The sequence below is a fragment of the Candidatus Pseudomonas phytovorans genome, assembly GCA_029202525.1.
GTDB lineage: Bacteria > Pseudomonadota > Gammaproteobacteria > Pseudomonadales > Pseudomonadaceae > Aquipseudomonas > Aquipseudomonas phytovorans.
Genome location: CP119325.1, coordinates 1,695,569 through 1,720,667 on the forward strand (window position 1 = coordinate 1,695,569; position 25,099 = coordinate 1,720,667).

The window sequence follows — 25,099 nt, forward strand, 5'->3', positions numbered from 1 at the left end:
GCCTGCTTCGCGGGCGCGCCCGCTCCCACAGTTACTGCACAGCTTTCAAATCCTGTGCTGTACCTGTGGGAGCGGGCATGCCCGCGAAGAGGCCTTCACAGGCTGGCCTGGCCCTCCAGCCAATCCAGTAACTCCAGCAACCCCGGCGGCAAGCTTCTGGGCTGGCTCACCAGGTAATACCCCTTACCAGTCACCACCTTGAGCGCAAACGGCATGCACAGCCGCCCCCCGCGCAAGTCATCGCCAATCAGCGACCAGTCGCCAATGGCCACGCCCGTCCCCTGCGAAGCCATGGCCATCGCCATGTCCAGCGTCTCGAAATGCTGCTTGGGCCCATGAGTGGCCAGCGTCACCCCGGTTGCCTGTAACCACAACTGCCAGTCATGTTCATCCCGCGAGGGGTGCAGCAGCATGTGCCGCGCCAGGTCTTCCACTTGCTGCAACGGTATCGGTCCCTCACGCAGCGAGGGTGCGCACACTGGCGTCAGTTGCTCATCGAACAGCTTGCGCACATGCAGCCCGTGATTCGGAGCATCGCCATAGACCACCGCTGCATCAAAGCCCTCGCGACGAAAATCCACCCCATGCTGCACCGTGGTGGTCAGCTCCACAGGCACATCCGGGCGCAGTGCCTGCCATTCCATCAGCCGTGGCAACAGCCAGCGCATCACGCAGGTGGGTGCCTTGAGCTGCAAGGTGGCGCTGCGCCCACCCACTTCGTGCACCCCTTGCTCGACCAGCGCAAACACCTGCTGCACCCGCGGTAGCCAGTCCTGGCCTTCGCGCGTGAGGCTCAATCCGCGAGCCTCACGCTGGAACAGGGCATAACCCAGGTGCTGTTCGAGGGCTGCGATCTGCCGGCTGACCGCCCCCTGAGTGATGTGCAACTGCTGCCCGGCGCGGGTGAAGTTGCAGTGCTGGGCGGTGACCAGAAAAGTGTGCAGTGCAGACAAGGGCGGAAGCCGTTTCATTGCGATAAGCCATGATCACAGAACATGGCTAGTATGTGTTTTTTTGCATTGTGGCGATAGCCGTAGCTGGGTCCAATACGGGTAATTTCCAACAAGATCCATGGTGAAACCTGATGGCAACCTGCGGCGAAGTATTGGTCAAACTCCTTGAAGGCTATGGCGTGGACCATGTCTTCGGCATTCCCGGTGTACATACTGTGGAGCTCTACCGTGGCCTGGCCGGCTCGTCCATTCGCCACATCACCCCACGCCACGAGCAGGGTGCCGGGTTCATGGCTGACGGCTATGCGCGCACCCGGGGCAAACCCGGGGTGTGCTTCATCATCACTGGCCCGGGCATGACCAATATCACCACCGCGATGGGCCAGGCCTATGCCGACTCGATTCCGATGCTGGTGATTTCCAGCGTGCAGTCGCGTGACCAGTTGGGCGGTGGCCGCGGCAAGCTGCACGAGTTGCCCAACCAGTCAGCGTTGGTGGCGGGCGTGGCGGCGTTTTCCCACACCTTGATGAGTGCTGCGGACCTGCCGCAGGTGCTGGCCCGGGCATTCGCGGTGTTCGACAGCGCCCGGCCGCGCCCGGTGCATATCGAGATCCCGCTCGACGTGCTGGTTGAACCGGCCGACCAACTGCTGCCAGGCCGCCCGGTACGTGGCAGCCGGGCAGGGGCTGCACCTCTGGCCGTGGCGCAGATGGCTGAACGCCTGGCCAATGCTCGCCGGCCTTTGATCCTGGCCGGTGGCGGTGCGCTGGCTGCTGGTGCAGCGCTGGCGCGCCTGGCCGAACACCTGCAGGCCCCGGTGGCGTTGACCATCAATGCCAAGGGTTTGCTGCCGGCCAGCCACCCGTTGCAGATCGGTTCGACCCAGTCGCTGCCGGCCACGCGGGCACTGGTGGCAGAAGCCGATGTGGTGCTGGCGATCGGTACCGAATTGGCCGAGACCGACTATGACGTGACCTTCAAGGGTGGTTTCGAGATCCCGGCCAGCCTGTTGCGCATTGACATCGACCCTGACCAGACCGTGCGCAATTATTTGCCGGAGCTTGCCCTGGTGGCCGATGCCGAGCTGGCCGCCGAAGCGCTGCTCGGCGCCTTGCAGGCTCAGCCGCAACCTGTGCACGAAAGCACGTGGGGTGTGGCCCGTGTAGCAGGTCTGCGCCAGGCACTGGCAGCGGGCTGGGACCAACCCACCTTGAGCCAGACGCGTTTGCTGAGTGCGATCCTCGAACGCTTGCCCAATGCCATTCTGGTGGGTGACTCGACCCAGCCGGTGTACACCGGCAACCTGACCCTGGACATGGACCAGCCACGTCGCTGGTTCAATGCTTCGACGGGCTATGGCACCCTGGGTTATGCGCTGCCAGCGGCCATGGGCGCCTGGTTGGGCAGTGCCGAGCAGCTCGACGGGCGTGCGCCTGCCGTGTGCCTGATTGGCGATGGGGGGTTGCAGTTCACCCTGCCTGAATTGGCCAGTGCCGTAGAGGCGCAGGTGCCGCTGATCGTGCTGCTGTGGAACAACCAGGGGTACGAGGAAATCAAGAAGTACATGGTCAACCGGGCAATCGAGCCAGTTGGCGTGGATATCCATACCCCGGACTTCATCGGTGTGGCGCGGGCCTTGGGCGCGGCTGCGGAGAACGTAGCGGATGTGGCGCAATTGCAGGCGGCGCTGGGGCAGGCGGTGGAGCGCAAGGGGCCGACCTTGATTCAGGTGGATCAGAATCAGTGGCAAGGGACAGTTTCAGGTTGAAGTGAAGCTGTTGTCTGTACCGGCCTCTTCGCGGGTAAACCCGCTCCCACAGGTTTTGCACTAAGGTTGAAATCTGCGCGGTCTCTGTGGGAGCGGGCAAGCCCGCGAAGAGGCCGGTACAGCCACCAAGAGGTTCTAGCCAGCGGTGGCTCTCAATCTGGCCACATCCCGAATCGGCGGTGCACCATACAGCCGGCTGTATTCCCGGCTGAACTGCGACGGGCTTTCATACCCCACCCGATAGGCCGCAACGGCCGCCTCCAGCCCCTCGTTGAGCATCAACCGCCGCGCCTCTTGCAGGCGCAATTGCTTTTGGTACTGCAACGGGCTCATCGACGTCACGGCCTTGAAGCGGTGGTGCAAGGTCGAGGTGCTCAGGTTGACCTCACGCGCCAGGTCCTCGATGCGCAGTGGCTGTTGGTAGTTGTTGTTGAGCCAGGTAATGGCCTGGCACACGCGGTGGGTCTGGCTGTTGGCCAAAGCAATCTCATACAACCGGTAACCCTGCGGCCCACGCAGCATGCGGTACAGAATCTCCCTGCGGATCAATGGCGCCAGCATCGCGATGTCGCGCGGGGTATCCAACAGGCGGATCAGCCTCAGCAGGGCGTCGAGCAACGCGGCGTCGGTTTTCTCTACATACAGGCCACGCCCCGAAGGCAGGTTGGGTACCAGCATCGGCCCGCTCTCGGCGATCAGCTGGCTGATCTCTGCCGGGTCCAGGTCCATGCGCAGGCCCAGGCTGGGGTTCTCCGGGCTGGCGTCGAGCTTCACGCCGCTCAGCGGCAAGGTCACCGAGACCACCATGTAATGCAGTGGGTCGTAGGCGTACTGCTCGTCTCCGAGGAACAGGCTTTTGCTCCCCTGGGCAAGGACGCACAGCGCAGGTTGCGCGAAGGTTGGCACCGAGCGCACGCTTTCGGTGTAGCGCACCAGATACAGGTCATCAATGGCCGATGCCGGGCCGTGCGGCGCGCCGGCGTGGCGGGTAATCAGCTCGGCCAGCTCCAGGCGCTGCAATTCCAGGGTCGGGTCGGTGGACGTGGCGGTGGTCATGATGGGTTTCCTCTACTGACCGACGCAGCATAGGTTTGGGCAAAGACGGGCGCTAGTCGAAAGCTGCACATCGATTGCCTGATCCTGCCGCGCTGCAGGATCAGGCAATCGGCGAGCAGTAATGGCCTAGCACGCCGCGCGGGTGAGCCCCTAACCTTGGCAGCCTGGCTTTTCCGTCCGCCTGCTTCAAGGAGATTGCGCAATGACCCTAAAACAACCGGTCACCCATCTTGCTTTCATTCGTGCCAGCTGCGGGCGCTCGGCAGAGCTGGGCGCGCGCCTGCGCGACCTGCTCGAACCTTCGCGGCGTGCGCCAGGTTGCCTGAGTTTCACGGTGCAGCGTTCACAGGCTGATGCGGACCTGTGGTTGCTCAGTGGCAGCTGGCAGGATCAGCAGGCGATGAGTGGCTACTTTGCCTCGCCGACCCTGGATGTGTTTGGCGAGCTGGTGCAGGCGCGGGTGGTCAGCAGCCTGGACTTGCATACCTTCGATTGAGCGTGGATGAGGTAAAGTGACGGCCTTGTTCAACCAAGCGGATAGCGACATGGCACGTAGGGAATTCACTCATTTCGAAGCGGTCTCGGCGATGGTGCCGGTGGACGGTGGCGGCTACAACGCGGCCATTGCGGTCAAGGCCCTGAACATGGGCGGTGCGCCGCGCTTCCACAAGGTTCTCGACGGGCAGTTGTTCAAGGGCGCCGTGGCTGCCGACGAAGCTGCCACGGCCGAGCTACAACGCCTGCAAGGCGTCAGCGAAGAGGGTGAGCTGGTCTGGTGATCAGGCCGGCGGGCGGGCCATCTTGAACAGGTTGCCCAGTTCGAAATAGTCCGCCGGGCCACCACCACGCAGGATCGGTTCGGCGGCGGCGGTATCGTAGATACCGTTTTTCAGCAGGTGCTCGGCAATGTGCACCGCCACCACTTCACCGAGGATCAGCCAGCTGGGTACCAGTTCCTGGTCGGCCCGCTTGAGCTGGACGATCTGGGTGACCTTGCACTCGAACGCCACCGGGGTTTCGCCTACGCGGGGCACGCCGACGATGCTCGATGGCGTAGCGGTCAGGCCGCTCAATTCGAACTCGCTCACCCCGGCAGCAACCGGCGCGCAGCTCTGGTTCATCTGCTCGGCCAGTGGGCGGGTGGCCAGGTTCCAGACGAATTCGCCGGTCTGCTCGATGTTGTTCAGGCTGTCTTTGCGCCCGACGCTGCAGAAACCGATGATCGGTGGGATGTAGTTGAATGCGTTGAAGAAGCTGTAGGGCGCCAGGTTCAGGCGGCCTTCGCGGTCGTGCGAGGAAATCCAGCCGATCGGGCGGGGGCCGACGATGGCGTTGAACGGGTCGTGGGGCAGGCCGTGGCCTTTGGCAGGTTCGTAGTAATACATCTGTGCTGGGCTTGTTGGCCCTACCTCCTGGTGGACAAGGTGCCTAGTGTGCCAAGCCTGTGCTCGCCTGCAAATGATCAAGCCCGGCCAAAGCCGGGCTGGTTGCTCGCATCAGGTTTCAGCTGATGCGGTGGGCGTTGGTGCGGTCGAAGCCGTCTTCGGCGAAGCGTTGGCCGCCAGTGCGGTCGAAACCGTCTTCGGCGAAGCGTTGGCCGCCAGTGCGGTCGAAGCCGTCTTCAGCGAAGCGTTGACCACCGGTACGGTCGAAGCCGTCTTCAGCGTAGCTGGCGGACTGGGTTTGAGCCGCGGCAAAGGTGTGTGCGTTGGTGCGATCGAAGCCATCTTCGGCAAATGCGCCAGCAGCGAAAACCGAGAGGGCCAGGGTGAGGATCAGTTTGTTTTTCATGGTCGTTGCTCCAGGGGTGGGAGGTTGTTTGTTTCTATGGGTTTAATGCTACGCCGATTAATTTGATTAAAAAGCGCAAAAAATAGCATCTAAAAATCGAATTAATAGATGTATTTAGGCGCGCTTCGCATGAGTCAGGCAGTGGTGTCATGCATTGGCCGCATGCCCTCGCGTCGTCGTTTCGTCAGCCATTGCAGCTTGAGGGGCGTGAATTAATGGGGCGTTAAGAACGAATTATCTTGTTTCAAAGTCCGATCAACGCTTTTTTCATACATCACCAACCGATTTTTCAGACGCTGCTCAGCACCATCGCCGCACCTCAAACTGGAGCGGCACAACAATGAACAAACTCCCGCAAATCACCTTGGCCTTCTGGGTCATGAAGATCTGCGCTACCACCCTGGGCGAAACGGCAGGCGACTTGCTGTCGATGACGTTGAACATCGGCTATGCACTCAGCTCGTTGATGCTGATCAGCGTGTTCCTGCTGACCTTGGTCGGCCAGCTCTACTCGCGCCGCTACCACCCGATGCTGTACTGGCTGGTGATTCTGTCCACCAGTACCGCTGGCACCACCATGTCCGACTTCATGGACCGCACCCTGGGCCTGGGCTATGCCACAGGTTCGGTCCTGCTCATCGGTATCCTGCTGCTGACCTTCCTGGTCTGGCGCCTGAGCGGTAACCCACTGGATGTCACCCGCATCAAGAACCGGTCGGGCGAGCTGTTTTACTGGGTAGCGATCCTGTTTTCCAACACGCTTGGCACCGCCCTGGGGGATTACCTGGCCGATGATTCGGGGCTTGGCTTTGCCGGCGGCGCGCTGTTTATCGGCAGCGCCATTGCATTGGTGGTTGTGGCCCGCTACTGGACGCGCATCCCGGGCGTGGTGTTGTTCTGGGTGGCATTTGTACTCACTCGCCCGTTTGGCGCCACTTTGGGCGATTTCCTTACCAAGCCTCATGAAAAGGGCGGCCTGGACTTCGGCACCATCGGGTCGTCGGCTGTGTTGGGCGGGGTGCTGCTGGTGCTGGTGCTGATGGCCAGCTGGTACCAGCGCCGTGAGCCGCGTCAGGCGCTGGAGATGTCCTGAGTGTTGATGCGGTAGCGGGTACTGCGGCCCCCGCCTGGCAGGCGCACCAGGCAAGCCTTGTCGAGCAGGTCGGTAAGGTGGCGGGTCGCAGTGGCCTTGGAAACCTTTGCCACTGCCTGGTACTGCGTGGCGTTGATGCCGTCCTCGAAACCGCGGGGGCCGCCATCAAGCAACCTGTTCAGCACCTTGACCTGCTCGGGCAGCAGGCCATCTGCGCGATGAGCCTGCCAGAACCTGGCCTTGGCCAGTATCCGGTCAATGTTTGCCAGTGCCTGTTCTAGGCTGCGCAGCAATGTGGCAAGGAACCAGGACATCCAGCGGGTGATATCCAGGCCATCTTTCTGGCTGCTTTCCAGGATCTGGTAGTAGCCGGCCCTGTCTTCGAGGATGCTGGCGGACATCGCATAGAAGCGAATGGCCTGGCGCTCACCCTGGGCTAGCGCCAGGTCGGTGATCGCCCGGGTCAGTCGACCATTGCCATCGTCGAACGGGTGCAGCGTGACGAACCAGAAGTGGGCAATACCGGCGCGTAGCAACGGATCCAGGCCGGCGTTATCGAGGCTGTTGGCAAACCAGTCGAGAAACTCCGCGAGCTGTGTTTCAAGGCCATCTCGCGGCGGTGCCTGGAAATGTACGGTGGGCTTGTCAAGGCGACCAGAAATCACCTGCATGGGCGCTTCATCACGTAGCTGTCCGACCAGCACAGCCTTGCTCAAGGTGCCTTGCGCCACCGGGAATAGCCATTGGTGCCAAGTGAAAAGCCGCTGCAGGGTCAGTGGTCGGTCATAGCCTTGTGTTGCATCCAGTATCAGTTCCGCCAGCCCTTCGCTGCGGGCACTGGTAGCTCCCTGTTCTTCCATGCCCAACCGGCGGGCGAGAGAAGACCGCACCGAGCCCACATTCAGCTGCTCACCTTCGATCGCCGAGGAAGTAACAATGTTCTGCAGCAGCGTATCCAGAATGTTCTGGCACTCACTGAGCTCATCGACGCTGCCGATCTTGCCCAGCAAACGCCCCTGCATGTCGATGCAGCTGCGCAGAAGCGGGGCGATCGCTTCGTTTTGCCAGGTGAACTGGGGCCACGCAGGTTGCTGCCAGATCCACAAAGGGCTGTTCATGCGTGTGCCGATCCATCCTGTGAGCCGAATAAGCCGGCTATTCGGCTCACTCAATGAGCCGAATGATAGCGCTATTCGGCTCAAGCTGTGAGCCGAATAGCGCCGTTAATCGGCTCACAGGATTTCGTGCGTCATGAAAAAGGGGCGCTCCATACAATGGAGCGCCCCGTTCAGTGTTGCCAGACCAGCGTCAGTCAGTGGTAATCCGCGAGTGCTGCTTGGTGTCTTTCATGGTCGCGTAGACCAGCAGCGAGCAGGCGATGCAGGCGGTGACGTACCAGTAGTAGCCGCTCTCCATGCCGGCGCTCTTGAACCACAGGGCCACGTACTCGGCGGTGCCACCGAAGATCGACACGGTCAGGGCGTACGGCAGGCCCACGCCCAAGGCGCGAATTTCAGTCGGGAACAGCTCTGCCTTGACCACGGCATTGATCGAGGTATAGCCGCTGACGATGATCAGCGCCGCCATGATCAGGAAGAACGCGCCCCACCAGGTCTGGATGGTGTGCAGGGTGGTGAGGATCGGTACGGTGAACAGGGTACCGAGCACACCGAAGGCGATCAGGATCGGGCGCCGGCCGATCTTGTCGGACAGGCCACCGATCACCGGCTGCAGGCACATGAACAGGAACAGCGTGGCTGCAGAGATGGTGGTCGAGTCGCTGATGCTCATGCCCACGGTGTTGACCAGGTACTTCTGCATGTAGGTGGTGTAGGTGTAGAAGGCCAGGGTGCCGCCCATGGTCAGGCCGACCACGGTCATCAGCTCCTTGGGGTGGCGCAGCAGGGTGCGCATCAGGCTTTCCTTGGCCTTTTCCTTCTTGGTGAACGAGGCGGTTTCTTCCATGCCGCGACGCAGGTACAGGGCAACCACGGCGCACAGTGCACCGATCACGAACGGCACGCGCCAGCCCCAGGCATACAGCTGCTCTGTGGTCAGGGTCTGCTGCAGAACGATCAGCACTGCCAGGGCGATGAGCTGCCCGGAGATCAGGGTCACATACTGGAAGCTGGAGAAGAAACCACGGCGTTCCTTGCTGGCCATTTCGCTGAGGTAGGTGGCCGAGGTGCCGTATTCGCCACCCACCGACAGGCCTTGTAGCAGGCGCGCGATGACCAGCAGGATCGGCGCGGCGACGCCGATGGTTTCATAGCCCGGGGTCAGGGCGATGACCAGCGAGCCTGCGCACATCAGCAGTACCGAAGCCATCAGTGCAGCCTTGCGGCCTTTGCGGTCGGCGTACAGGCCCATCAGCCAGCCACCGATCGGGCGCATCAGGAAGCCCACGGCGAAGATCGCAGCGGTGTTGAGCAATTGTGCAGTGGAGTCACCGGCCGGGAAGAAGGCCTTGGCGAAGTACAGCGAGAATGCAGCGTAGACGTACCAGTCGTACCATTCGACCATATTGCCGATGGACCCGCTGAAGATCGACTTCAGGCGGCTGGCGGTGGTTTTTTCTGCGGCGGGCACAGTGGCCGCCCCGGCGGGCAGGGAGGTGGCGTTATCCATCAGGGATACCTTCTCGTTGTTTTTGTGGAGCGCGCCGTGGCGCAGCTTGCCAAGGCAATTGCAGAAGGTGTGCCAAATGGGTGCGTGATGATCCAGATGGGGGCGCTGTGCGCCCTTCGCGGGCATGCCCGTTCCCGCAGGGACCGCGCAATCCCTGTTGTTCAACATTTCGGTGTGGGAGCGGGCGTGCCCGCGAAGGGCTGCAACGCAGCCCCAAAAAACCTGGTTATGAGCGGTTTTTTGCTCGTTGGCTTTGGGTGATAGGCGGATTTCCGCTCATTCCCGCGAAACAAAATCCTCGCGTACCAATCCATGCCGCTGCATCTTTTCGTTCAGCGTCCGCCGCGGCAGCTGCAATGCCTCCATCACCGCACTGATCGCTCCCCCATGCTGACGCAGCGCCGCGCGCAAGCACTGCGCCTCGAACGCTTCCATCTGCTCGCCCAGCGACTGCCCTGCAGGTGCCACTTCGATGTTCGGCGAACTCAGCCCCAATGCGTGCCGCTCCGCCGCATTGGCCAGCTCACGCACATTGCCCGGCCAGTCATGTGACAGCAGCTGCGCCAGTTGTACACCCGACAGCAGCGGGGCCGCGCGGCCAAGTTTTTCGCCAGCGGCACGGGCAAAGTGCTCAAACAGCAGAGGAATGTCCTCACGCCGCTCACGCAGCGGTGCCAGGTGCAACTCGGCCACGTTCAGGCGGTAGGCAAGGTCTTCACGAAAGCGCCCGGCCCGCGCCTCTTCGAGCAGGTCGGGCTTGGTTGCGGCAATGATGCGCAGGTCGACGCTGATGCTTTGGTTTGCGCCCAGGCGCTCCAGCTTCTGCTCCTGTACCACGCGCAATAACTTGGCCTGCTGCGCCAACGGCATACTCTCGATTTCGTCGAGAAACACCGTGCCACCGTTGGCGTACTCCAGCTTGCCGATGCGCTTGCCCTGGGCGCCGGTGAAGGCGCCGCTTTCATGGCCGAACAGCTCGGCCTCGAACAGCGCCTCGGGGATGGCCGCACAGTTGAGTGCGACGAAGGGTTTGCCCGCGCGCGGCCCAAAATCGTGCAGGCAGCGGGCCACGCGCTCCTTGCCGCTGCCGGTTTCGCCACGGATCAGCACATTGACCGGCAGGCCGGCCAGTTCCAGCACTTGTCGGCGCAGCTGTTGCAGGCCGTGTGACATGCCCAGCAGGGTGCCTTCCAGGCGTGACTTGAGGTCTGCCTGTTCGTGCAGCCGGCGGTTTTCCAACACCAGCTGGCGCTTTTCCAGGGCCCGGCGCAGGCTGCCCAGCAGGTGCTGCGGGGTGAAAGGCTTTTCGAGGAAGTCGTAGGCGCCACTGCGCATGGCATCCACTGCCATGGGCACGTCACCGTGGCCGGTCAGCAAGATCACTGGCAGGTCGGGGTCATCTGCCTGCAAGCGTTCAAGCAATTGCAGGCCATCCATGCCCGGCATGCGCACATCGCTGATGATGACCCCAGCGAAGTGCCGTGGCAGGTGTGCCAGGCACTCTTCAGCGCGGGCGAACAGTTGCACGCTGAAGCCGGACAGGCTCAGCCATTGTTCGACTGCAGTGCGGATACTGGCTTCATCATCGACGACGATCACTGAATTCAACATACAGGCTCCAGGTCACGGGGCAGGGTAAGGCTCAGGCGTGCACCACCGGGCAGGTTTTCGGCCTGCAGCTGGCCACCGGCTTCGTGGACGATGCCATAGGAAATGGCCAGCCCCAGGCCCAGGCCTTCGCCCACCGGTTTGGTGGTGAAGAACGGGTCGAAAACCTTGGCCAGGTCGGCCTCGGCAATGCCGCCACCCGAGTCCTGCACGCTCAGGCGCCACCGCTCGCCGTCGAGTTCGATGCGGACCTCCAGGCGTTTGTAGCGTTTGTCGGCCATGGCGTCGAGGGCATTGTGCAGCAGGTTGATCAGCACTTGCTCCAGGCGAATGGCATCGCCGCGTACCCAGGCGGGGCGCGCCAGGTACAGGGCAACCTCTACCGCTTCGCTGCGAATGCGGGTCTCCAGCAGGTGCAGGGCCTGATCGACCACGGTGGCCAGGTCGAGGCGCTCGCGCAGGCCGACCGGGCTGTTGCGGGCAAAGGTTTTCAGGTGGCTGGTGAGCGCAGCCATGCGTGTGAGCATCTGCTCCAGTGGCTCCAGGGCCTGGCGCGCTTCGTCATGGCGGCCATGGTCAAGCAGCAGCCGCAGGGTTTCCAGTTGCATGCGCTGGGTGGTCAGCGGCTGATTGATTTCGTGGGCCATGGCGGCCGACATCTGCCCCAGCGCGGCCAGCTTGGCGGATTGCACCAGGCCCTCTTGAGCCGTGCGCAGTTCACGGGTGCGCTCCTCGACCTGGCGTTTGAGCTCTTCGCGGCTGCGCTGGCGCAGGCGGGCCAGGCGCAGCCGCTGGCTGACGAACAGCGCGGCGAACACCAGGCTCAGCCACACGGCGGCGGCGCCCAAGGCAGCATTGCGGCCGTCGGCAGTGACTTGTGGCTTGCGTAGCAGGTGCAAGGTCCAGTCTTCGCCCTCCAGTGGCAGGCTTTCCCACAAATACTCGGCACTGCCTTCCGGGCCCTGTACGCGGCTGAGGGTGCTGTTGGCGGCAAACCGGGTCAGCGCCTGGTGCTGCAGCGGGACCAGTGGCTGCTTGTCGTACTGGCGGGTTTCTGCGAGCTCGGCACGGTCGGCACCACTGAGCGGCTGCAGCTCGCGGTAGCGCCAGCCGTCCTGGTTGGCGATGAAGGTGATGCCGCGGGCGTCGCTCACCAGCAGGATGTCGCTACCTTGGCGCCACTCGCGTTCCAGTTCAGGGAACTCCAGCTTCACCACCATGGCACCGAGGAAGCGGCCATGCTCGTCGTTCACCGCGCTGGCAAGGAAGTAGCCCGGCACACCACTGGTCACGCCTACGGCATAGAAGCGGCCACTGCCCTGGCTGCGGGTTTGCTTGAAGTAGGGGCGGAAGCCGTAATTGGAACCGACGTAGCTGCTGGGCAGCCGCCAGTTGCTGGCAGCAATGGCCAGGCCGGTGCGGTCGAGCAGTTCGAGGGTGGAGGAGTTTGCGGCGCCGTTGATGCGTTCAAGCTTGCGGTTCAGGGCGTCCTGCACCTGTTGGCTGACCGGGTCGCGCAGGGCAGCGATCAGTTCCGGGTCCAGCGCCAGTACGGCGGGCAGGGCACGGTAGCGGTCGATCAGGGTGTGCAGGGTGTTGGCGTACAGGCCCAGCTGCTGGCTGGCACGCTGGGCGTCGTCTTCCATGGCCTGGCGCTTGGCCTGGTGCATGGCCCAACCGGCGCTGAGGGCGGTGCCCAGCAGAATGAGCAGGGTGATCAGCCCCAGACGCAGGGCGCGAAAGGAAAAGGGCATCGGGGCGGATCCAGATGATTGGGATATCGGGGCCGGCCTCTTCGCGGGCTTGCCCGCTCCCACAGGATACTCACAGCCCGATGGATCTGTGCAGTACCTGTGGGAGCGGGCAAGCCCGCGAAAGGGCCGGTACAGGCCACCTTTCAGTTACAGCAGTTCGAAGCTCTGCTGCTGCACTGCCTGGGAATCCAGCCCGACCTGGACATTGAACTCCCCTGGCTCGGCAACCCGCTGCAGCTGGCCATTGTAGAACTTCAGGTCGTCTTCGCTGATGCGGAAGGTCAAGGTGCGCGACTCGCCCGGCTTGAGCATCAGCTTTTGGAAGTTCTTCAATTCCTTGACCGGGCGGCTCATCGACGCCGACACATCCTGCAGGTACAACTGCACTACGGTCTCACCTGCTACCTTGCCGGTGTTCGCCACCGTCACTTTGGCCTCAAGGGTGTCGCCGCGCTTCAGGTCTTTGTTCGACAGCTTCAGGCCCGACAGCTCGAAGCTGCTGTAGCTCAGGCCATAGCCGAACGGGTACAGCGGGCCGTTGGGTTCCTCGAAGTATTGCGAGGTGTAGTTGCCGGGCTTGCCAGGGGTGAACGGCCGGCCGATGCGGGTGTGGTTGTAGTACATCGGGATCTGCCCGACCGAACGGGGGAAGGTAATGGCCAGCTTGCCGGACGGGTTGTAGTCACCGAACAGCACGTCGGCGATGGCATTGCCGCCTTCGGTACCGGCGAACCAGGTCTCGAGGATGGCGTCAGCCTGTTCACGCTCCCAGTCGATCGACAGCGGCCTGCCGTTCATCAGCACCAGCACCAGTGGCTTGCCGGTGGCCTTCAGGGCTTTGATCAGCTCGCGCTGGCTGGCCGGGATTTCCAGGGTGGTGCGGCTGGAAGATTCGTGGGACATGCCACGGGACTCGCCTACCACTGCCACGACCACGTCGGATTGTTTCGCTGCCTTGACCGCTTCGTCGATCAGCACGGCCGCCGGACGCGGGTCGTCGACGATTTCCGGGGCATCGAAGTTGAGGAAGTTCAGGTAGTCGAGGATTGCCTTGTCGCCAGTGACGTTGGAGCCTTTGGCGTAGACCAGCTTGGCCTTGCCTTCCACGGCGCGGCGCAGGCCTTCGCGCACGGTCACCGAATGCATCGGCTTACCGTCGGCGGCCCAACTGCCCATCATGTCGATCGGTGCGTCGGCCAGTGGGCCGACCAGGGCGATGGTACCGGCCTTTTTCAGCGGCAAGGTCTGGCGGTTGTTTTCCAGCAGTACCAGGCTGCGGCGTGCCACATCACGCGCGGCCTCGCGGTGCAGGCGGTCGTTGCTGTAATAGTCTTTCAGGTCGGTTTCAGCCTTGCCGATGCGCACGTACGGGTCCTTGAAAAGGCCCATCTCGTACTTGGCACCCAGCACTTCGCGCACCGCCTGGTCCAGCTCGGCCTGAGTCACTTCGCCGGACTTCAGCAGGCCTGGCAGCTCTTCGCCGTACAGGGTGTCGTTCATGCTCATGTCGATGCCGGCCTTGATCGCCAGCTTGGCGGCTTCACGGCCGTCGCGGGCGACGCCGTGGCGGATCAGTTCCTGAATGGCGCCGTGGTCGCTGATGGTCACGCCCTTGAAGCCCCACTCCTTGCGCAGCAGGTCGTTCATCAGCCAGGTGTTGGAGGTAGCCGGCACACCGTTGATCGAGTTCAGCGCCACCATCACGCCGCCAGCACCGGCGTCGAGCGCAGCGCGGTAGGGCGGCAGGTAATCGTTGTACATTTTCGGCAGGCTCATATCGACCGTGTTGTAGTCGCGCCCGCCTTCCACTGCACCATACAGTGCGAAGTGCTTGACGATGGCCATGATGCTGTCGGGGTTGGCGGGGCTGCTGCCCTGGAACGAGCGCACCATCACCTGGCCGATCTTCGAAGTCAGGTAGGTGTCCTCGCCGAAACCTTCACTGGTACGGCCCCAGCGCGGATCGCGGGCGATATCGACCATCGGTGCGAAGGTCATGTCCAGGGCGTCGGCCGAGGCTTCGATGGCTGAGGTACGGCCGACTTTGGCGACGGCGTCCATGTCCCAGGTGGCGGCCATGCCAAGCCCGATCGGGAAAATGGTGCGTTCGCCGTGAATGGTGTCGTAGGCAAAGAACATCGGGATCTTCAGGCGGCTGCGCATGGCCGCATCCTGCATCGGGCGGTTTTCGGGCGCGGTGCGCGAGTTGAAGGTGCCCCCGATGCGGCCGGCGGCGATTTCTTCGCGGATCTTTTCGTGGGGCATTTCCGGGCCGATGCTGATCAGGCGCAGCTGGCCGATTTTCTCGGCTTCGGTCATCTGGCTGATCAGGTGCTCGATGAACGCCTGCTTGTCCTGCAGGGGCGGGGCGTAGGGGGCGGCAAGGGCCGCCTGACTGGCAAGGCCCATGGCCAGGCCCAGCAAAGACAGTTTCATCATCAATTCCGTTGTGGGGCCTCTGCCGTATCCAGGGGTGATACGCGCGCGGCCGAAGTTTTCAGGCGGCTATTGTTGTACGATTCGCAGGCTTACTTTCCAGCAGCGGATTATGCCTGAATATGTCGCCTGCGGATGAAGCCCCGAATGCCGGGACAACAACAATAAGAACGCTCAAGAGACCGACGGCATGACCCCCTTCGACGAGTACCATCAACGGCAGATTGCCGAAGCCATTGCGCGTGCCGAACGGCGCACTGATGCCGAACTGGTGACGGTGCTGGCCCGCCGTGCCGATGACTACGCCTATTGGCCACTGTTGTGGGCCGCCGTGCTGGCGCTGGCAGTGCCAGGCCTGTTGCATTGGCTGCTGGGTTGGCCCAGCGTGCGTGGCTTGCTGGTGGCCAACGTGCTGCTGTTCGTCGGCTTGTGCCTGCTGCTGCGCAACCCGCGCCTGGCCGGCTGGCTGATTCCCCGTGCCCTGCGTCGCTGGCGTGCTTCACGGCTGGCCCGCCAGCAGTTTCGTGAGCAGAACCTGCAGCGCACCGCAGGCGCAACCGGTGTGCTGATTTTCGTCAGCGAGGCGGAGCGGCATGTGGAGATACTGGTCGACAGCGGCATCGAGCATTACCTGAATGCCACAGCCCGCGCGTCTATCGTCGCGCGCTTTGCCGAGCAGGTACGTCAAGGCCGGACTTTGCAGGGCTTCGTCGAGTGCGTCGATGCCTGCGGCGAACTGCTCAGCGAGCATGTGCCGCCTACTCATGCGCGTAACGAGCTGCCTAACCGCCTGGTTATCCTCGATTGATTCGTAGTCCGATGGCTTAACGCAATTCCGGTGGGAGCGGGCGTGCCCGCGAAACAGGCGACACGGTGTCTGGCACCGGCTGTGCCGGTGTTCGCGGGCACGCCCGCTCCCACAGGGTGCCGGGCACACGGTAGAATATGCATTCCGCTACCCAAGGCCTCTTTTTCATGTCCGCCAGTAATACTGCCCCGTCCGCGCCGGATGCCCGCGCTCAGTTTCTCGACCTGCTGAACGCCGCCCTGCACGGCAACACCTTGGTCAAACTGGTGCTGGCGCGCCATGTCGGTGCCGATCAGACCTTGCAACGGATCATTGCCAAGCCGCTGCAGGTCAAGGGCCAGCCGTGCCTGTCGCTGGTCTACCGCCACCAGACCCGCGACATCACCCGTAACCTGCCGCTGGACCAGGCCCAGGCGCTGGTCGCCGAGCTGCTGCCTGACAGCTTCCGCAACGCCCACCTGTTCGATAATGACGGCGAAGTACAGCTGACCTTCAGCAAAAAGGGCAAGCCGATGCTGCAGCGTCACGGCGCGCAGGCACCGCGTGAAGTCACTGCCAGCAGCGGCCACGACCGCGAAAAGAAGCGTTATCTGGAGCTGTCGCGCCCGTTTTTGCGTGACCTGGGCGTAACCGATGCACAGGGTGCGTTGATCCCGTCGATGTCGCGCAAATGGAAGCAGATCAACAAGTTCATCGAGGTCTTCGACCACGCCCTGGCCAGCGCCCCGGTGCCGGCCGGGCAAGCCCTGCGGGTGGCGGACTTTGGCTCGGGCAAGGGCTACCTGACCTTCGCCATGCACGACTACCTGAGCAACAGCCTGGGCCGCGAGGCACAGGTCACCGGTGTAGAACTGCGCCAGGACATGGTCGACTTGTGCAACGCTGCTGCTTCGCGCCTGGAGCACCCAGGCCTGGAATTCCAGTGCGGTGATGTACGCAGCGTGGTGCCCGAGGCCATCGAAGTAATGATCGCCTTGCATGCCTGTGACATCGCCACCGACTACGCCATCCATACCGGCATCCGCTGCAACGCCGCGATCATCATGTGTTCGCCGTGCTGCCACAAGCAGATCCGTCCGCAACTGCACAGCCCAGGGTTGCTGCAACCCATGCTGCAGTACGGGCTGCACCTGGGCCAACAGGCCGAAATGCTGACCGACAGCCTGCGTGCGCTCTATCTGGAAGCCTGCGGTTACGAAACCAAGGTGTTCGAGTTCATCTCCCTGGAGCACACCAACAAGAACAAGATGATTCTTGCTGTGAAGCGGCAGAAGGCAGGAGACAACGGGGCTTTGCTGGAGAAGATAGGCCAGCTCAAGGGCTTCTACGGGGTGCAGGAGCATTGCCTGGAGACGTTATTGCGGGCGGATGGGTTGCTCTGATGGCAACCACCGGCAAGCCTGCGGGCGCGCTCCTGCGGGGCGCGTACTAGCGTCGGGCGGCGGGTGGCGCGATTGCCAGATCTGCCAGCCCCAACGGATGCGTACTGGCATCAAAGAAATGCACCTGCGTCCCCGCTAGATCCCCGAATCGATCAATGTAATGTTGCTTCTGATTGATCACCGAGGCCTCGCTCAACGGCCTGATGGCGATCGACAGATACTGTGGCCGGGCCTGGCGGATGGCTTCGAGCAGGTGCTGGTCGCTGCTGTCCAGGTGCTGCCCGAACAGGCATAGCCCTTTGCTCTCTTGGGCCAATTGCCCAAGGCACCAGCTCAGATAATCGGAGTGGCGGATGGCCCGCAGTTTTTCATCGCTGCGGTCTTCGTTGACGAACAGCGGCACCTCTCCCGGAATGTTCACCGCAAAGCCACCGAGCAGTTCGGCGTTGTCGGCGCTGCGTTGGCGGGTGGTGCCGTCGGGTAGCTTGAGCAAGTGCAGGCCGCCATGCAGGTGCAGCACCCGAGTGCCTTCGCTTTGGGTGCGGCGTACATCGAAGAAGCCTTGCTCGTCGAACAGCTTGGCGAAGCCGTGCGGGGCGTGTTGCACGGCCCATGGCAGCAGCAGGTCGTAGTTGCTGGTGTAGACGCTGCGGTAGCCGCGCAGGGCCTGGTTGAGGGCTGCCAGGGTGGTTGGCGGCATCAGTGGCCAAGGCAGGTGCACGGTGCGCACGGCGTGGATCAACGCTTCCTTGATCGAGTAGTAGCGGTTCAGCGGCGCGGTGGAGTTGATGGCCAGCGCGGCGTTGGCGCGCACGGTGGTGTTGAGAGCGCTGAGCACGGGCTCGAACAGCTCCGTGCCCAAGGATTTGAACAGCGCCTGGTCACTGATTGCCAAGCCTTTCTTGCGCCCGGCGCGTTGCGCTTCCTCATATAGCGAGAAGTAACTGAACGGCTTCCACACTGCCCGACTGGCGCCGTTGCCCAGTAGCAGGGCGTCGCAGGGATGGCGGGCGGCGAGTTCTGGCCAGGGGGTGAGAGTGGCGTCAAGTGCGGGCATGCTTAAGTCCGTTGGGCGGAGCGGGGAACGGGGGCGACTTTAGCATGTGATGCAAGGCGTGCGAGGGTTGGTGTCGAGGCAAGGGCATTGTGTTGCCTGGATTGGCCCATCGCCGGAAACTTTAGGCTATTGAACGCTGCACGGTTTTGTCAGTGAGCCAAGGCCTTCAATACATGGTCAGGATCGTTGCGTATTGCACGCAGTAACGCCTTGGCAGGTCCAGTGGGTTCTCGCCGCCCCTGTTCCCAATTTCTCAAAGTTGCTACCTGAACATCGATGATCTCGGCGAAGCGTGCTTGCGTGAGCCCTGTCGCCTTACGAATACTACGGACCTGGAGTGCATCGATCTCGAATTCACGAGAGGGTGCACGCTTACCCTGGACGATGTCGTCCATCTGTTGAACGCTTTCCATCAACTCGTCAAAAAAACGGTTCATGCAGGCCTCCAGTGTTCGATGATCGACCTCAGTGCCTGGCGTTGTTCACTGGACAGGTCGGGCTGATCATTTTTGCAGTAGATATAGAGCATGGCTATCTGTGATCTGGATATGAAGTGGTAGTAGATAACTCTGGCGCCGCCTCGTTTTCCGTGGCCGTTTGCGGCCACACGTATTTTGCGCAGGCCGCCCGTCCCCTCAATCACATCCCCTGCCTCAGGCGAAACCATTAGCCTGACTTGCAGTAGGCGGTAGGCATCGTCATCGAGGAGTTCTTTGACTCGCTTGGTAAACAAGGTTGTTTCGGTGAAAAGCATAGCAGATTGGTACGCCAATGGCGTAGCTTCCGGTTGCCCAGTGCTACAGAAAAGGACTGCCTGGCCTTACTTCAGGCGGGATAGCGAGGCTAGCGAATCTGGTCGCAACTAGCCGATCATCCCTTTCTGAGAGCCGGGTAGTCCTTTTCTCTACAGCAGTTGAACCGGTAGCAAGAGCGCCAGGTTCAGCCCTGCTCTGCAACCGGCACACTGCGGCTCCGGTTGCGCCAAACCCGATACGCCCGAATCCCCGCCCGTACCGAGCCGAACAGCAGTTTGTCTTCCATCTCTCGCGCCATCCCCGAGCGCACCAGCATGCGCAGGAACGTGCCGCGGGCGCGTGCGATGGCGAAGAAGATGCCCTGTGCTGCCAGGGTGTCGCGCACTTCGCGCAGGGCAGCGATGCCGCTGACGTCGATGTTGGTGACCGCTTCGGCATCGAACAGCACGGCTTTGGGCTGGTCCTGGCTTTGCACGGCTTCGAGCAGGCGCATTTTGAAGTAGTCGGCGTTGAAGAACAGGATCGCATCGTCGAAGCGGTACACCACCAGGCCCGGCACGGTACGCGCGTCCTTGAATTTGCGGATGTCGACCTGACCTTCGGTGCCCGGCAGCCAGCCCAGCACGGCATCGGTGGGCTGGTAGATGCTGTACAGCAGGCGCAGGATCGCCAGGGTTACGGCAAACACGATACCGGGCAGCACGCCCAGGCCCAGCACGCCGACCGTGGTCAGCAGGCACAGCCAGAACTCGAAGCGGCTCAGGCGGCGGATACGCCCCAGCGATTTGATGTCGATCAGCCCCCAGCCGGCCATCAACAATACCGCGCCCAATGCAGCCTGCGGGATCCACGCCATGGGCGCTGTAAAGAACAGCAGGATCAGGGCAATGACCAGCGCAGCGATGATGCCCACCAGCTGACTTTTGCCACCCACCATGTCATTTACGGCAGTACGTGAGTCGGCGCCGCTGATGGCAAAACCCTGAGAAACCCCAGCTGCCAGGTTGCTGACGCCCAAGGCGACAAATTCGTGGTTGGCGTTGATCGCGTAGCCGTGCCGGGCGGCAAAGCTGCGTGCCGTAAGCATGGCGCTGCAGAAACTGACGGTGGCGATACCCAGGGCGTCGCGTAACAGGCTCTTCATTTCCGCCAGGTTGCTGTGTGGCCAGGCCAGTTGTGGAATGCCGGCAGGTACCGGGCCGAGGATGGCGACGCCAAAGCGGTCGAGGCCAAACAGGCCGACAAGCAGCATGAACAGCGCCACCACCATCAGTGCTGCCGGCAGGCGCGGGTAGCGCCGCGGCAGCCAGATAAGCAGGCCCAGCGCGGCGAGGCCGATGAGCAACGTGACCACGTGAATTTCGCCCAGGCGCTGGAAGAAGTTGATCAGGCTGAGAATGAAACCGTCGCCTTCGATCTTGAACCCCACCACCTTGGATAGTTGCCCGGCGATCAGGCTCAGGCCGATGCCGTTGAGGTAGCCGATCAGGATTGGCCGTGAGAAAAAACTGGCGATGAAGCCGGCCCGGGCAAGGCCGGCGGCAATCAGCATTACGCCGACCAGCACCGTGACGATCACCGACAGTTCGACGATGCGCTGGGGGTCGCCCATGGCCAGTGGTGCCACGGCCCCGGCGATCATCGCGCAGGTGGCCGCGTCGGGGCCGACCATGAGTTGGCGCGAGCTACCAACAAGGGCATAGACCATCATCGGCAGGACGCAGGCATACAGGCCGTATTGGGGCGGCAGGCCGACGATTTGCGCGTAGGCGATGGCGATGGGGATCTGGATTGCCGCTACCGAGAGCCCGGCCTGCACGTCGGCATGCAGCCACTCGCGTCGGTAGTGCAGCAGGTTGGCAAGGCCCGGTAGCCAGCGGGAGAGAAACATGCGTCTTCCTTTCGAAATGTTTCACGAAACCATCTACGCATTGAAGCGGATCGTTAGGGAAATGGCCATGGGGCAGATCAAAGGGAGGGGGGCAGAAACGAAAAAAGGAGCCAAGGCTCCTTTTGACTGCGATGACGTTGCTGGAACGTCATGCTGGAATGCGATGTGGAGCGGGTAGAGGGAATCGAACCCTCAACTAAAGCTTGGGAAGCTTTCGTTTTGCCACTAAACTATACCCGCGTCTGCGCAGCACTTTTTACCAGAACCTTCCACGAATTAGAAGCCCAAGTTATAAAAAAGCTTGTCGGCACCCTGTAGTCTGCGGGTATCTGCCAGAGGGCGCCGAGCTGCTCAGATGGCCAATGCATGCTGCCCCTGTTGTACGTGATGATAGCGTTGACGAGGTTCACGCACGGTCGGCTTGAGGAAACCAAGCAAGACGCTGCGGGTGTTTTCGCAGGCGGTCTTGTTTTCCATGTCGAGGAAATGGCCCGCGTCGCGGATCACGCTGAACTGGCTTCTGCCCACATGCTTGCCGAAGTGCCGGGCATCTTCGGCCGTGGTGTATTCGTCGCGGTCGCCGTTGACGAACAGCACGGGTATGTCGATATTACGCGCCCCATCCAGCGCTCGTTCCAGGTCGTGGTGCAGCACCTGGTTGATGTGGAAGTGCATCTGCGCGTACTCGTGGCTATCAAGGCCGCTGACGTGCCGGTAGTTGAAGCGCTTGAACAGTGATGGCAGGTGCTTGCCAATGGTGTCGTTGACCAGGTTGCCGACCTGATACCGGTCACAGGCGGCCAGGTACTGGCAGCCACGGTCCAGGTAGTCACGCATCGGCTCGTTGATCACTGGCGAGAACGAACTCACCACCGCCTTTTTCACGTTCCGTGGCTGGTGCGCCAGCGCCAGCAGCGTGCTTGCGCCACCCCACGAGAAAGACATCACGTGGTCTGCCTGGAAGTGCTCGATCAGCTCAAGGAGGATATGCGCCTCGGTCTCCTTGCTGATAAGACGTTCCTGGCGGTTGTGCGGTTTGGACTTGCCGGCATACGGCTGGTCGAACAGTACTATGTTGAACTGCGGGTGCAGGTTACGTACCGTTTGGGCGAACGAGGCGGTGGTAGCCAGCGAGCCATTGATCAGGATGATCGTATTCTCGGCCGCTTCCGCGCGATAGAACTCCGTGTAAACCCGGTACTGACCTTGGATATCAAGTACAGCAATTTCTGGCCTCATGTCATCGACTCCTGGCGCAAAAAGGGTATTCGCGTCACCTAGGGTGCACGTTCTTTATGACAGGTAGGCATTTGCCTGAAGAGTATCCGGGGGGCCCTGTGTCGATCCTTGGCACTTGCGTCGACGGTATTGTTTTTGGCGGGCAATTTGCCGTGCCCCAAGGCATCGAGGCCTTGGGTAGCCGGCAAAAGGCGTCTCGACTGCGATCGTGACTTGGTAGTCACATGCAGACTGACGATTTGGATTCAAGCAGTGGGTCAGCGATCGCGCAAGTGCCGTTCGGGGATAAATGTGACTTTTGTCGCTGAGCGGTCGTATGACGACCTTGTGCTGTCTGTTCCGGCCCTTTCGCGGGCGCGCCCGCTCCCACAGGGATAACACATGTCCTGAACAGTGTGGGGTACCTGTGGGAGCGGGCGTGCCCGCGAAGAGGCCCGAGCAGGCGACTTAGACAGTGGCTACTTCTTCAGCCGTCAGCTCACGAAACTCCCCAGGCGCCAGCCCCGGGTCCAGGCGGATCGCCCCCATGCTCTCCCGATGCAACCCCACCACCTTGTTGTCGAAGAACCCGAACATGCGCTTGACCTGGTGATAACGCCCTTCGACGATCGCCAGTCGCGCCTGACGCGGGCCAAGGATGTCCAGCTGGGCGGGCAGGGTGGTGAGGTCTTCAAAGGCGAAGTAGAAACCCTCTCGGAACTTGGCCTCGTAATGGTCGCCAATCTCGTCCTCGGTTTCCACCAGGTAGTGCTTGGGCAGCTTGGTAGCAGGCTGGGTAAGGCGCCGTGACCACTGGCCATCGTTGGTCAGAATCATCAACCCGGTGGTGTTGAAATCCAGGCGCCCGGCAATGTGCAGGTCATCGCGTAATGTTGTGGGCAGCAGGTCGAGCACGGTGGGGTGTTGCGGATCCTGGGTGGCACTGACGCAACCAGCGGGCTTGTGCAGCATCAGGTAACGCGCGGGGCGGCCGGCCTGGAGCAATTGGTCGTCCAGCTCGACACGGCTGAATTCGCGTACCTCGGTCAGCGGGTCACTGACTACTTGGCCATCCACCCGCACACGGCGTTGCGCCAGCATCAGGCGGACTTGCTGGCGGTTGTGGCTGGGAAGGTTGGCAAGAAAACGGTCGAGGCGCATCGCAACAGGTCAGTGAGCAGTGGTGGATCGGAGTTGTTCTTCAACGGCAGCGCAGCGCGGGCACAGGCAGGCTTTGTTCCGCAACTCGGCGGGCAGCGCCTGCAGCACGGCGGGATCGATACTCACGCCGTAGCACCAGCAGGCCTGGGTGGCGCGGCGCGGGTCGGCCAGGCTGCATTGGTTGAGTGCGCCGCAAGCGGGGCAGTGTTGGCTGTCATTCATGGTGGGTTTCACTGCAGACGCGGTTACGGCCGGCCTGCTTGGCACGATAGAGCGCACGGTCGGCGCGGGTCAGCAGGGCGTGCAGGGTATCCCCTGGTTGCAGGCTGCTCATGCCGATGCTGGTGGTCAGGCGCAGCGGTTTTTCTTCGTAGCTGAAGGTCAACTGTTCGGTGCGGCGGCGGATCTTTTCGGCCACTTCAATGGCCTGGCGGCCCTCGGTTTCACGCAGCAGCACGATGAATTCCTCGCCGCCCCAGCGGCACAGTATATCCGACTGGCGCAGGCTGCCTTGCAGTACATTGGCGAATTGGCGCAGCACTTCGTCGCCTGCCAGGTGGCCGTGGGTGTCGTTCAGTGCCTTGAAGTGGTCCAGGTCGATCAGCAATGCCACCAGCGGCCCACTGTCGCGCTGGGCTTCGTGCAGGGCCTGGGCCGCCAGCAGGTCGAAGCTGCGCCGGTTGGGCAGGCCGGTGAGGCTGTCGAGGGTGGCCAGGGCTTCGGTGCTGGCCTGGTGACGGCGGACCATGGCATGCACCAGTGCCAGCACCACCAGGGTGATCATCGCGCAGATGGCCAGGTTCAGGTACAGGGAGTGGCGGATGCGGTCGAGCGCGCCGGTTTCGCGCTTGTCGACCAACAGGTACCAGTCGAGTTCGGGCAGGTGGCGCACGTTGAGGAAATGGCTGTGGTTGTCACTGTCGCGGTATTCGTGGCTGCCTTCGCCGGGCACCAACTGCTCTGCCAGTAAGTCATTCAGTTCGGGGTTGTCGCTGAGCGGCTGGCCGACCCGCAAACCATGCGGGCCACCTTCGGAACCTGTCATCAGTACCTTGCCCTTGGCGTCGGTGAACAGCACCGAACGCTGGTAGCGGCGTTGATACTGGTCGATCAGTTTGACCACCGACGATACGCTCAGCCCGACGCCGGCGGCACCGATGAAGCGGTTCTGGTAGTCGTGTACCTGGTAGTTGATGAAGACGGTCAGGCTGTCCTGGTTGGCCATGTCCAGGTCGACGTTGATTTCATAGGGGGCCTTGAGGTCGCGCAGGCGGAAATACCAGGCATCGCGCCAGGTGTCGGGTTCGACCTTCTTGAGCACCCCTTTGGCCTGGTAATAGGTGAGGGTGCGATCAGACACGAAAAAGGACGTGAAGATCTCCTGCTTGCCCATGACTTCACCAAGGTAGCGTGTCATGCGCTCGGTATCCTGCTCGCCGGACAACACCCAGTCGCGCAGGAAAGTGTCCTGGGCCATCATCGAGGCGATCAACACCGGGCGGATCAGGTCCTTCTGGATTTCCGAATAGACAGTGTCGGATGTCAGCGGCAACTCGGTATTGATGATGCCGTCGCGGATAGCGCTGCGCGAGGCGAAGTAGCTGAGCAGTGAAGTGGCGAGGAAGCCGCAGGCCAGCAGCACCAGCAGGGTAAAGATCAGCGAGCGCTGCGAAAACAGAGCGGAACGTAGCGGCATGATCTTCCCGTGATGTGTGCCTGGGCGCCCATTCTAGTGAGAT

Annotated in this window: 24 protein-coding genes and 1 tRNA gene; 7 read left to right on the forward strand and 18 right to left on the reverse strand. The window is 62.2% G+C overall.

Features of this window, described 5'->3' with window-relative positions:
• Window positions 1–95: 95 nt before the first annotated feature.
• Window positions 96–971, reverse strand: a complete 876-nt coding sequence (locus P0Y58_07525) for a LysR substrate-binding domain-containing protein (protein ID WEK32037.1) — start codon at window positions 969–971, stop codon at window positions 96–98.
• A 113-nt stretch (window positions 972–1,084) separates the two neighbouring features.
• On the opposite strand from P0Y58_07525, the gene P0Y58_07530 reads away from it, so the two are divergent.
• Window positions 1,085–2,722, forward strand: coding sequence for a 5-guanidino-2-oxopentanoate decarboxylase (locus tag P0Y58_07530; protein ID WEK32038.1), 1,638 nt, complete (start codon window positions 1,085–1,087; stop codon window positions 2,720–2,722).
• Between the two features lie 135 nt (window positions 2,723–2,857).
• Here the strand turns inward: P0Y58_07530 and P0Y58_07535 are convergent, their stop codons facing one another.
• Window positions 2,858–3,778: an AraC family transcriptional regulator gene (locus P0Y58_07535; GenBank protein WEK32039.1), complete on the reverse strand. Its 921-nt coding sequence runs from the start codon at window positions 3,776–3,778 to the stop codon at window positions 2,858–2,860.
• A gap of 202 nt (window positions 3,779–3,980) precedes the next feature.
• Here P0Y58_07535 and P0Y58_07540 point away from each other — a divergent pair, with 202 nt between their 5' ends.
• Window positions 3,981–4,274: an antibiotic biosynthesis monooxygenase gene (locus P0Y58_07540; GenBank protein WEK32040.1), complete on the forward strand. Its 294-nt coding sequence runs from the start codon at window positions 3,981–3,983 to the stop codon at window positions 4,272–4,274.
• 16 nt (window positions 4,275–4,290) lie between these two features.
• Entirely contained in the window at window positions 4,291–4,557 is a 267-nt protein-coding gene (locus P0Y58_07545) for a hypothetical protein (protein ID WEK32041.1), read from the forward strand.
• On the opposite strand, the gene P0Y58_07550 is transcribed toward P0Y58_07545, so the two are convergent.
• Both P0Y58_07550 and P0Y58_07555 read right to left on the reverse strand, forming a co-directional pair.
• Window positions 4,558–5,163 (reverse strand): flavin reductase family protein, encoded by a 606-nt coding sequence (locus P0Y58_07550; GenBank protein ID WEK32042.1) that lies wholly within the window; start codon window positions 5,161–5,163, stop codon window positions 4,558–4,560. It lies immediately after the preceding gene.
• A 118-nt stretch (window positions 5,164–5,281) separates the two neighbouring features.
• Window positions 5,282–5,569: a hypothetical protein gene (locus P0Y58_07555; GenBank protein WEK32043.1), complete on the reverse strand. Its 288-nt coding sequence runs from the start codon at window positions 5,567–5,569 to the stop codon at window positions 5,282–5,284.
• Window positions 5,570–5,909: 340 nt separating this feature from the next.
• Between P0Y58_07555 and P0Y58_07560 the strand changes: the two genes are divergently transcribed.
• Window positions 5,910–6,662, forward strand: coding sequence for a hypothetical protein (locus P0Y58_07560; GenBank protein ID WEK32044.1), 753 nt, complete (start codon window positions 5,910–5,912; stop codon window positions 6,660–6,662).
• Here the strand turns inward: P0Y58_07560 and P0Y58_07565 are convergent.
• The 5 genes from P0Y58_07565 to bglX all read right to left on the reverse strand — a co-directional run bounded on the left by P0Y58_07565 (window position 6,641) and on the right by bglX (window position 15,091).
• Window positions 6,641–7,780, reverse strand: a complete 1,140-nt coding sequence (locus P0Y58_07565) for a Fic family protein (protein ID WEK32045.1) — start codon at window positions 7,778–7,780, stop codon at window positions 6,641–6,643. The two genes, P0Y58_07560 and P0Y58_07565, sit on opposite strands and share 22 nt — an antisense overlap.
• Before the next feature lie 190 nt (window positions 7,781–7,970).
• Window positions 7,971–9,290, reverse strand: a complete 1,320-nt coding sequence (locus P0Y58_07570) for an MFS transporter (protein ID WEK32046.1) — start codon at window positions 9,288–9,290, stop codon at window positions 7,971–7,973.
• Window positions 9,291–9,566: 276 nt separating this feature from the next.
• Window positions 9,567–10,901: a sigma-54 dependent transcriptional regulator gene (locus P0Y58_07575; GenBank protein ID WEK32047.1), complete on the reverse strand. Its 1,335-nt coding sequence runs from the start codon at window positions 10,899–10,901 to the stop codon at window positions 9,567–9,569.
• The gene (locus P0Y58_07580) at window positions 10,895–12,652 is read right to left on the reverse strand and encodes an ATP-binding protein (protein ID WEK32048.1); all 1,758 of its coding nucleotides are present in this window, start codon (window positions 12,650–12,652) and stop codon (window positions 10,895–10,897) included. The genes P0Y58_07575 and P0Y58_07580 overlap by 7 nt, the downstream gene beginning before the upstream one ends.
• A gap of 147 nt (window positions 12,653–12,799) precedes the next feature.
• Entirely contained in the window at window positions 12,800–15,091 is a 2,292-nt protein-coding gene (gene bglX, locus P0Y58_07585; protein WEK32049.1) for a beta-glucosidase BglX, read from the reverse strand.
• Window positions 15,092–15,278: 187 nt separating this feature from the next.
• Between bglX and P0Y58_07590 the strand changes: the two genes are divergently transcribed.
• Complete coding sequence (locus P0Y58_07590) at window positions 15,279–15,896, forward strand: TPM domain-containing protein (GenBank protein WEK32050.1); 618 nt, start codon at window positions 15,279–15,281, stop codon at window positions 15,894–15,896.
• A gap of 167 nt (window positions 15,897–16,063) precedes the next feature.
• A complete protein-coding gene (locus P0Y58_07595; GenBank protein ID WEK32051.1) occupies window positions 16,064–17,278 on the forward strand; it encodes an SAM-dependent methyltransferase in 1,215 nt (404 codons plus the stop codon).
• A gap of 46 nt (window positions 17,279–17,324) precedes the next feature.
• Here the strand turns inward: P0Y58_07595 and P0Y58_07600 are convergent, their stop codons facing one another.
• From P0Y58_07600 to P0Y58_07615, 4 genes are all read right to left on the reverse strand, one after another.
• Window positions 17,325–18,335 (reverse strand): DUF4917 family protein, encoded by a 1,011-nt coding sequence (locus P0Y58_07600; GenBank protein ID WEK32052.1) that lies wholly within the window; start codon window positions 18,333–18,335, stop codon window positions 17,325–17,327.
• A gap of 149 nt (window positions 18,336–18,484) precedes the next feature.
• A complete protein-coding gene (nadS, locus tag P0Y58_07605; protein ID WEK32053.1) occupies window positions 18,485–18,772 on the reverse strand; it encodes a NadS family protein in 288 nt (95 codons plus the stop codon).
• Window positions 18,769–19,089: a type II toxin-antitoxin system RelE/ParE family toxin gene (locus P0Y58_07610; GenBank protein ID WEK32054.1), complete on the reverse strand. Its 321-nt coding sequence runs from the start codon at window positions 19,087–19,089 to the stop codon at window positions 18,769–18,771. The genes nadS and P0Y58_07610 overlap by 4 nt, the downstream gene beginning before the upstream one ends.
• A 185-nt stretch (window positions 19,090–19,274) precedes the next feature.
• Window positions 19,275–20,981: a SulP family inorganic anion transporter gene (locus P0Y58_07615; GenBank protein WEK32055.1), complete on the reverse strand. Its 1,707-nt coding sequence runs from the start codon at window positions 20,979–20,981 to the stop codon at window positions 19,275–19,277.
• Between P0Y58_07615 and P0Y58_07620 the strand changes: the two genes are divergently transcribed.
• Window positions 20,980–21,159: a hypothetical protein gene (locus tag P0Y58_07620; GenBank protein WEK32056.1), complete on the forward strand. Its 180-nt coding sequence runs from the start codon at window positions 20,980–20,982 to the stop codon at window positions 21,157–21,159. The two genes, P0Y58_07615 and P0Y58_07620, sit on opposite strands and share 2 nt — an antisense overlap.
• Here P0Y58_07620 and P0Y58_07625 read toward each other — a convergent pair.
• The 5 genes from P0Y58_07625 to P0Y58_07645 all read right to left on the reverse strand — a co-directional run bounded on the left by P0Y58_07625 (window position 21,148) and on the right by P0Y58_07645 (window position 25,056).
• Window positions 21,148–21,221: transfer RNA gene (locus P0Y58_07625), tRNA-Gly, on the reverse strand. The genes P0Y58_07620 and P0Y58_07625 overlap by 12 nt on opposite strands.
• Before the next feature lie 111 nt (window positions 21,222–21,332).
• Window positions 21,333–22,220 (reverse strand): alpha/beta hydrolase, encoded by an 888-nt coding sequence (locus tag P0Y58_07630; protein ID WEK32057.1) that lies wholly within the window; start codon window positions 22,218–22,220, stop codon window positions 21,333–21,335.
• Window positions 22,221–22,667: 447 nt separating this feature from the next.
• Window positions 22,668–23,360, reverse strand: a complete 693-nt coding sequence (locus P0Y58_07635; GenBank protein WEK32058.1) for a pseudouridine synthase — start codon at window positions 23,358–23,360, stop codon at window positions 22,668–22,670.
• A gap of 9 nt (window positions 23,361–23,369) precedes the next feature.
• Window positions 23,370–23,582: a cysteine-rich CWC family protein gene (locus tag P0Y58_07640; protein WEK32059.1), complete on the reverse strand. Its 213-nt coding sequence runs from the start codon at window positions 23,580–23,582 to the stop codon at window positions 23,370–23,372.
• Window positions 23,575–25,056, reverse strand: coding sequence for a diguanylate cyclase (locus P0Y58_07645; protein ID WEK32060.1), 1,482 nt, complete (start codon window positions 25,054–25,056; stop codon window positions 23,575–23,577). Before P0Y58_07645 ends, P0Y58_07640 begins: the two co-directional genes overlap by 8 nt.
• Window positions 25,057–25,099: the final 43 nt, after the last annotated feature.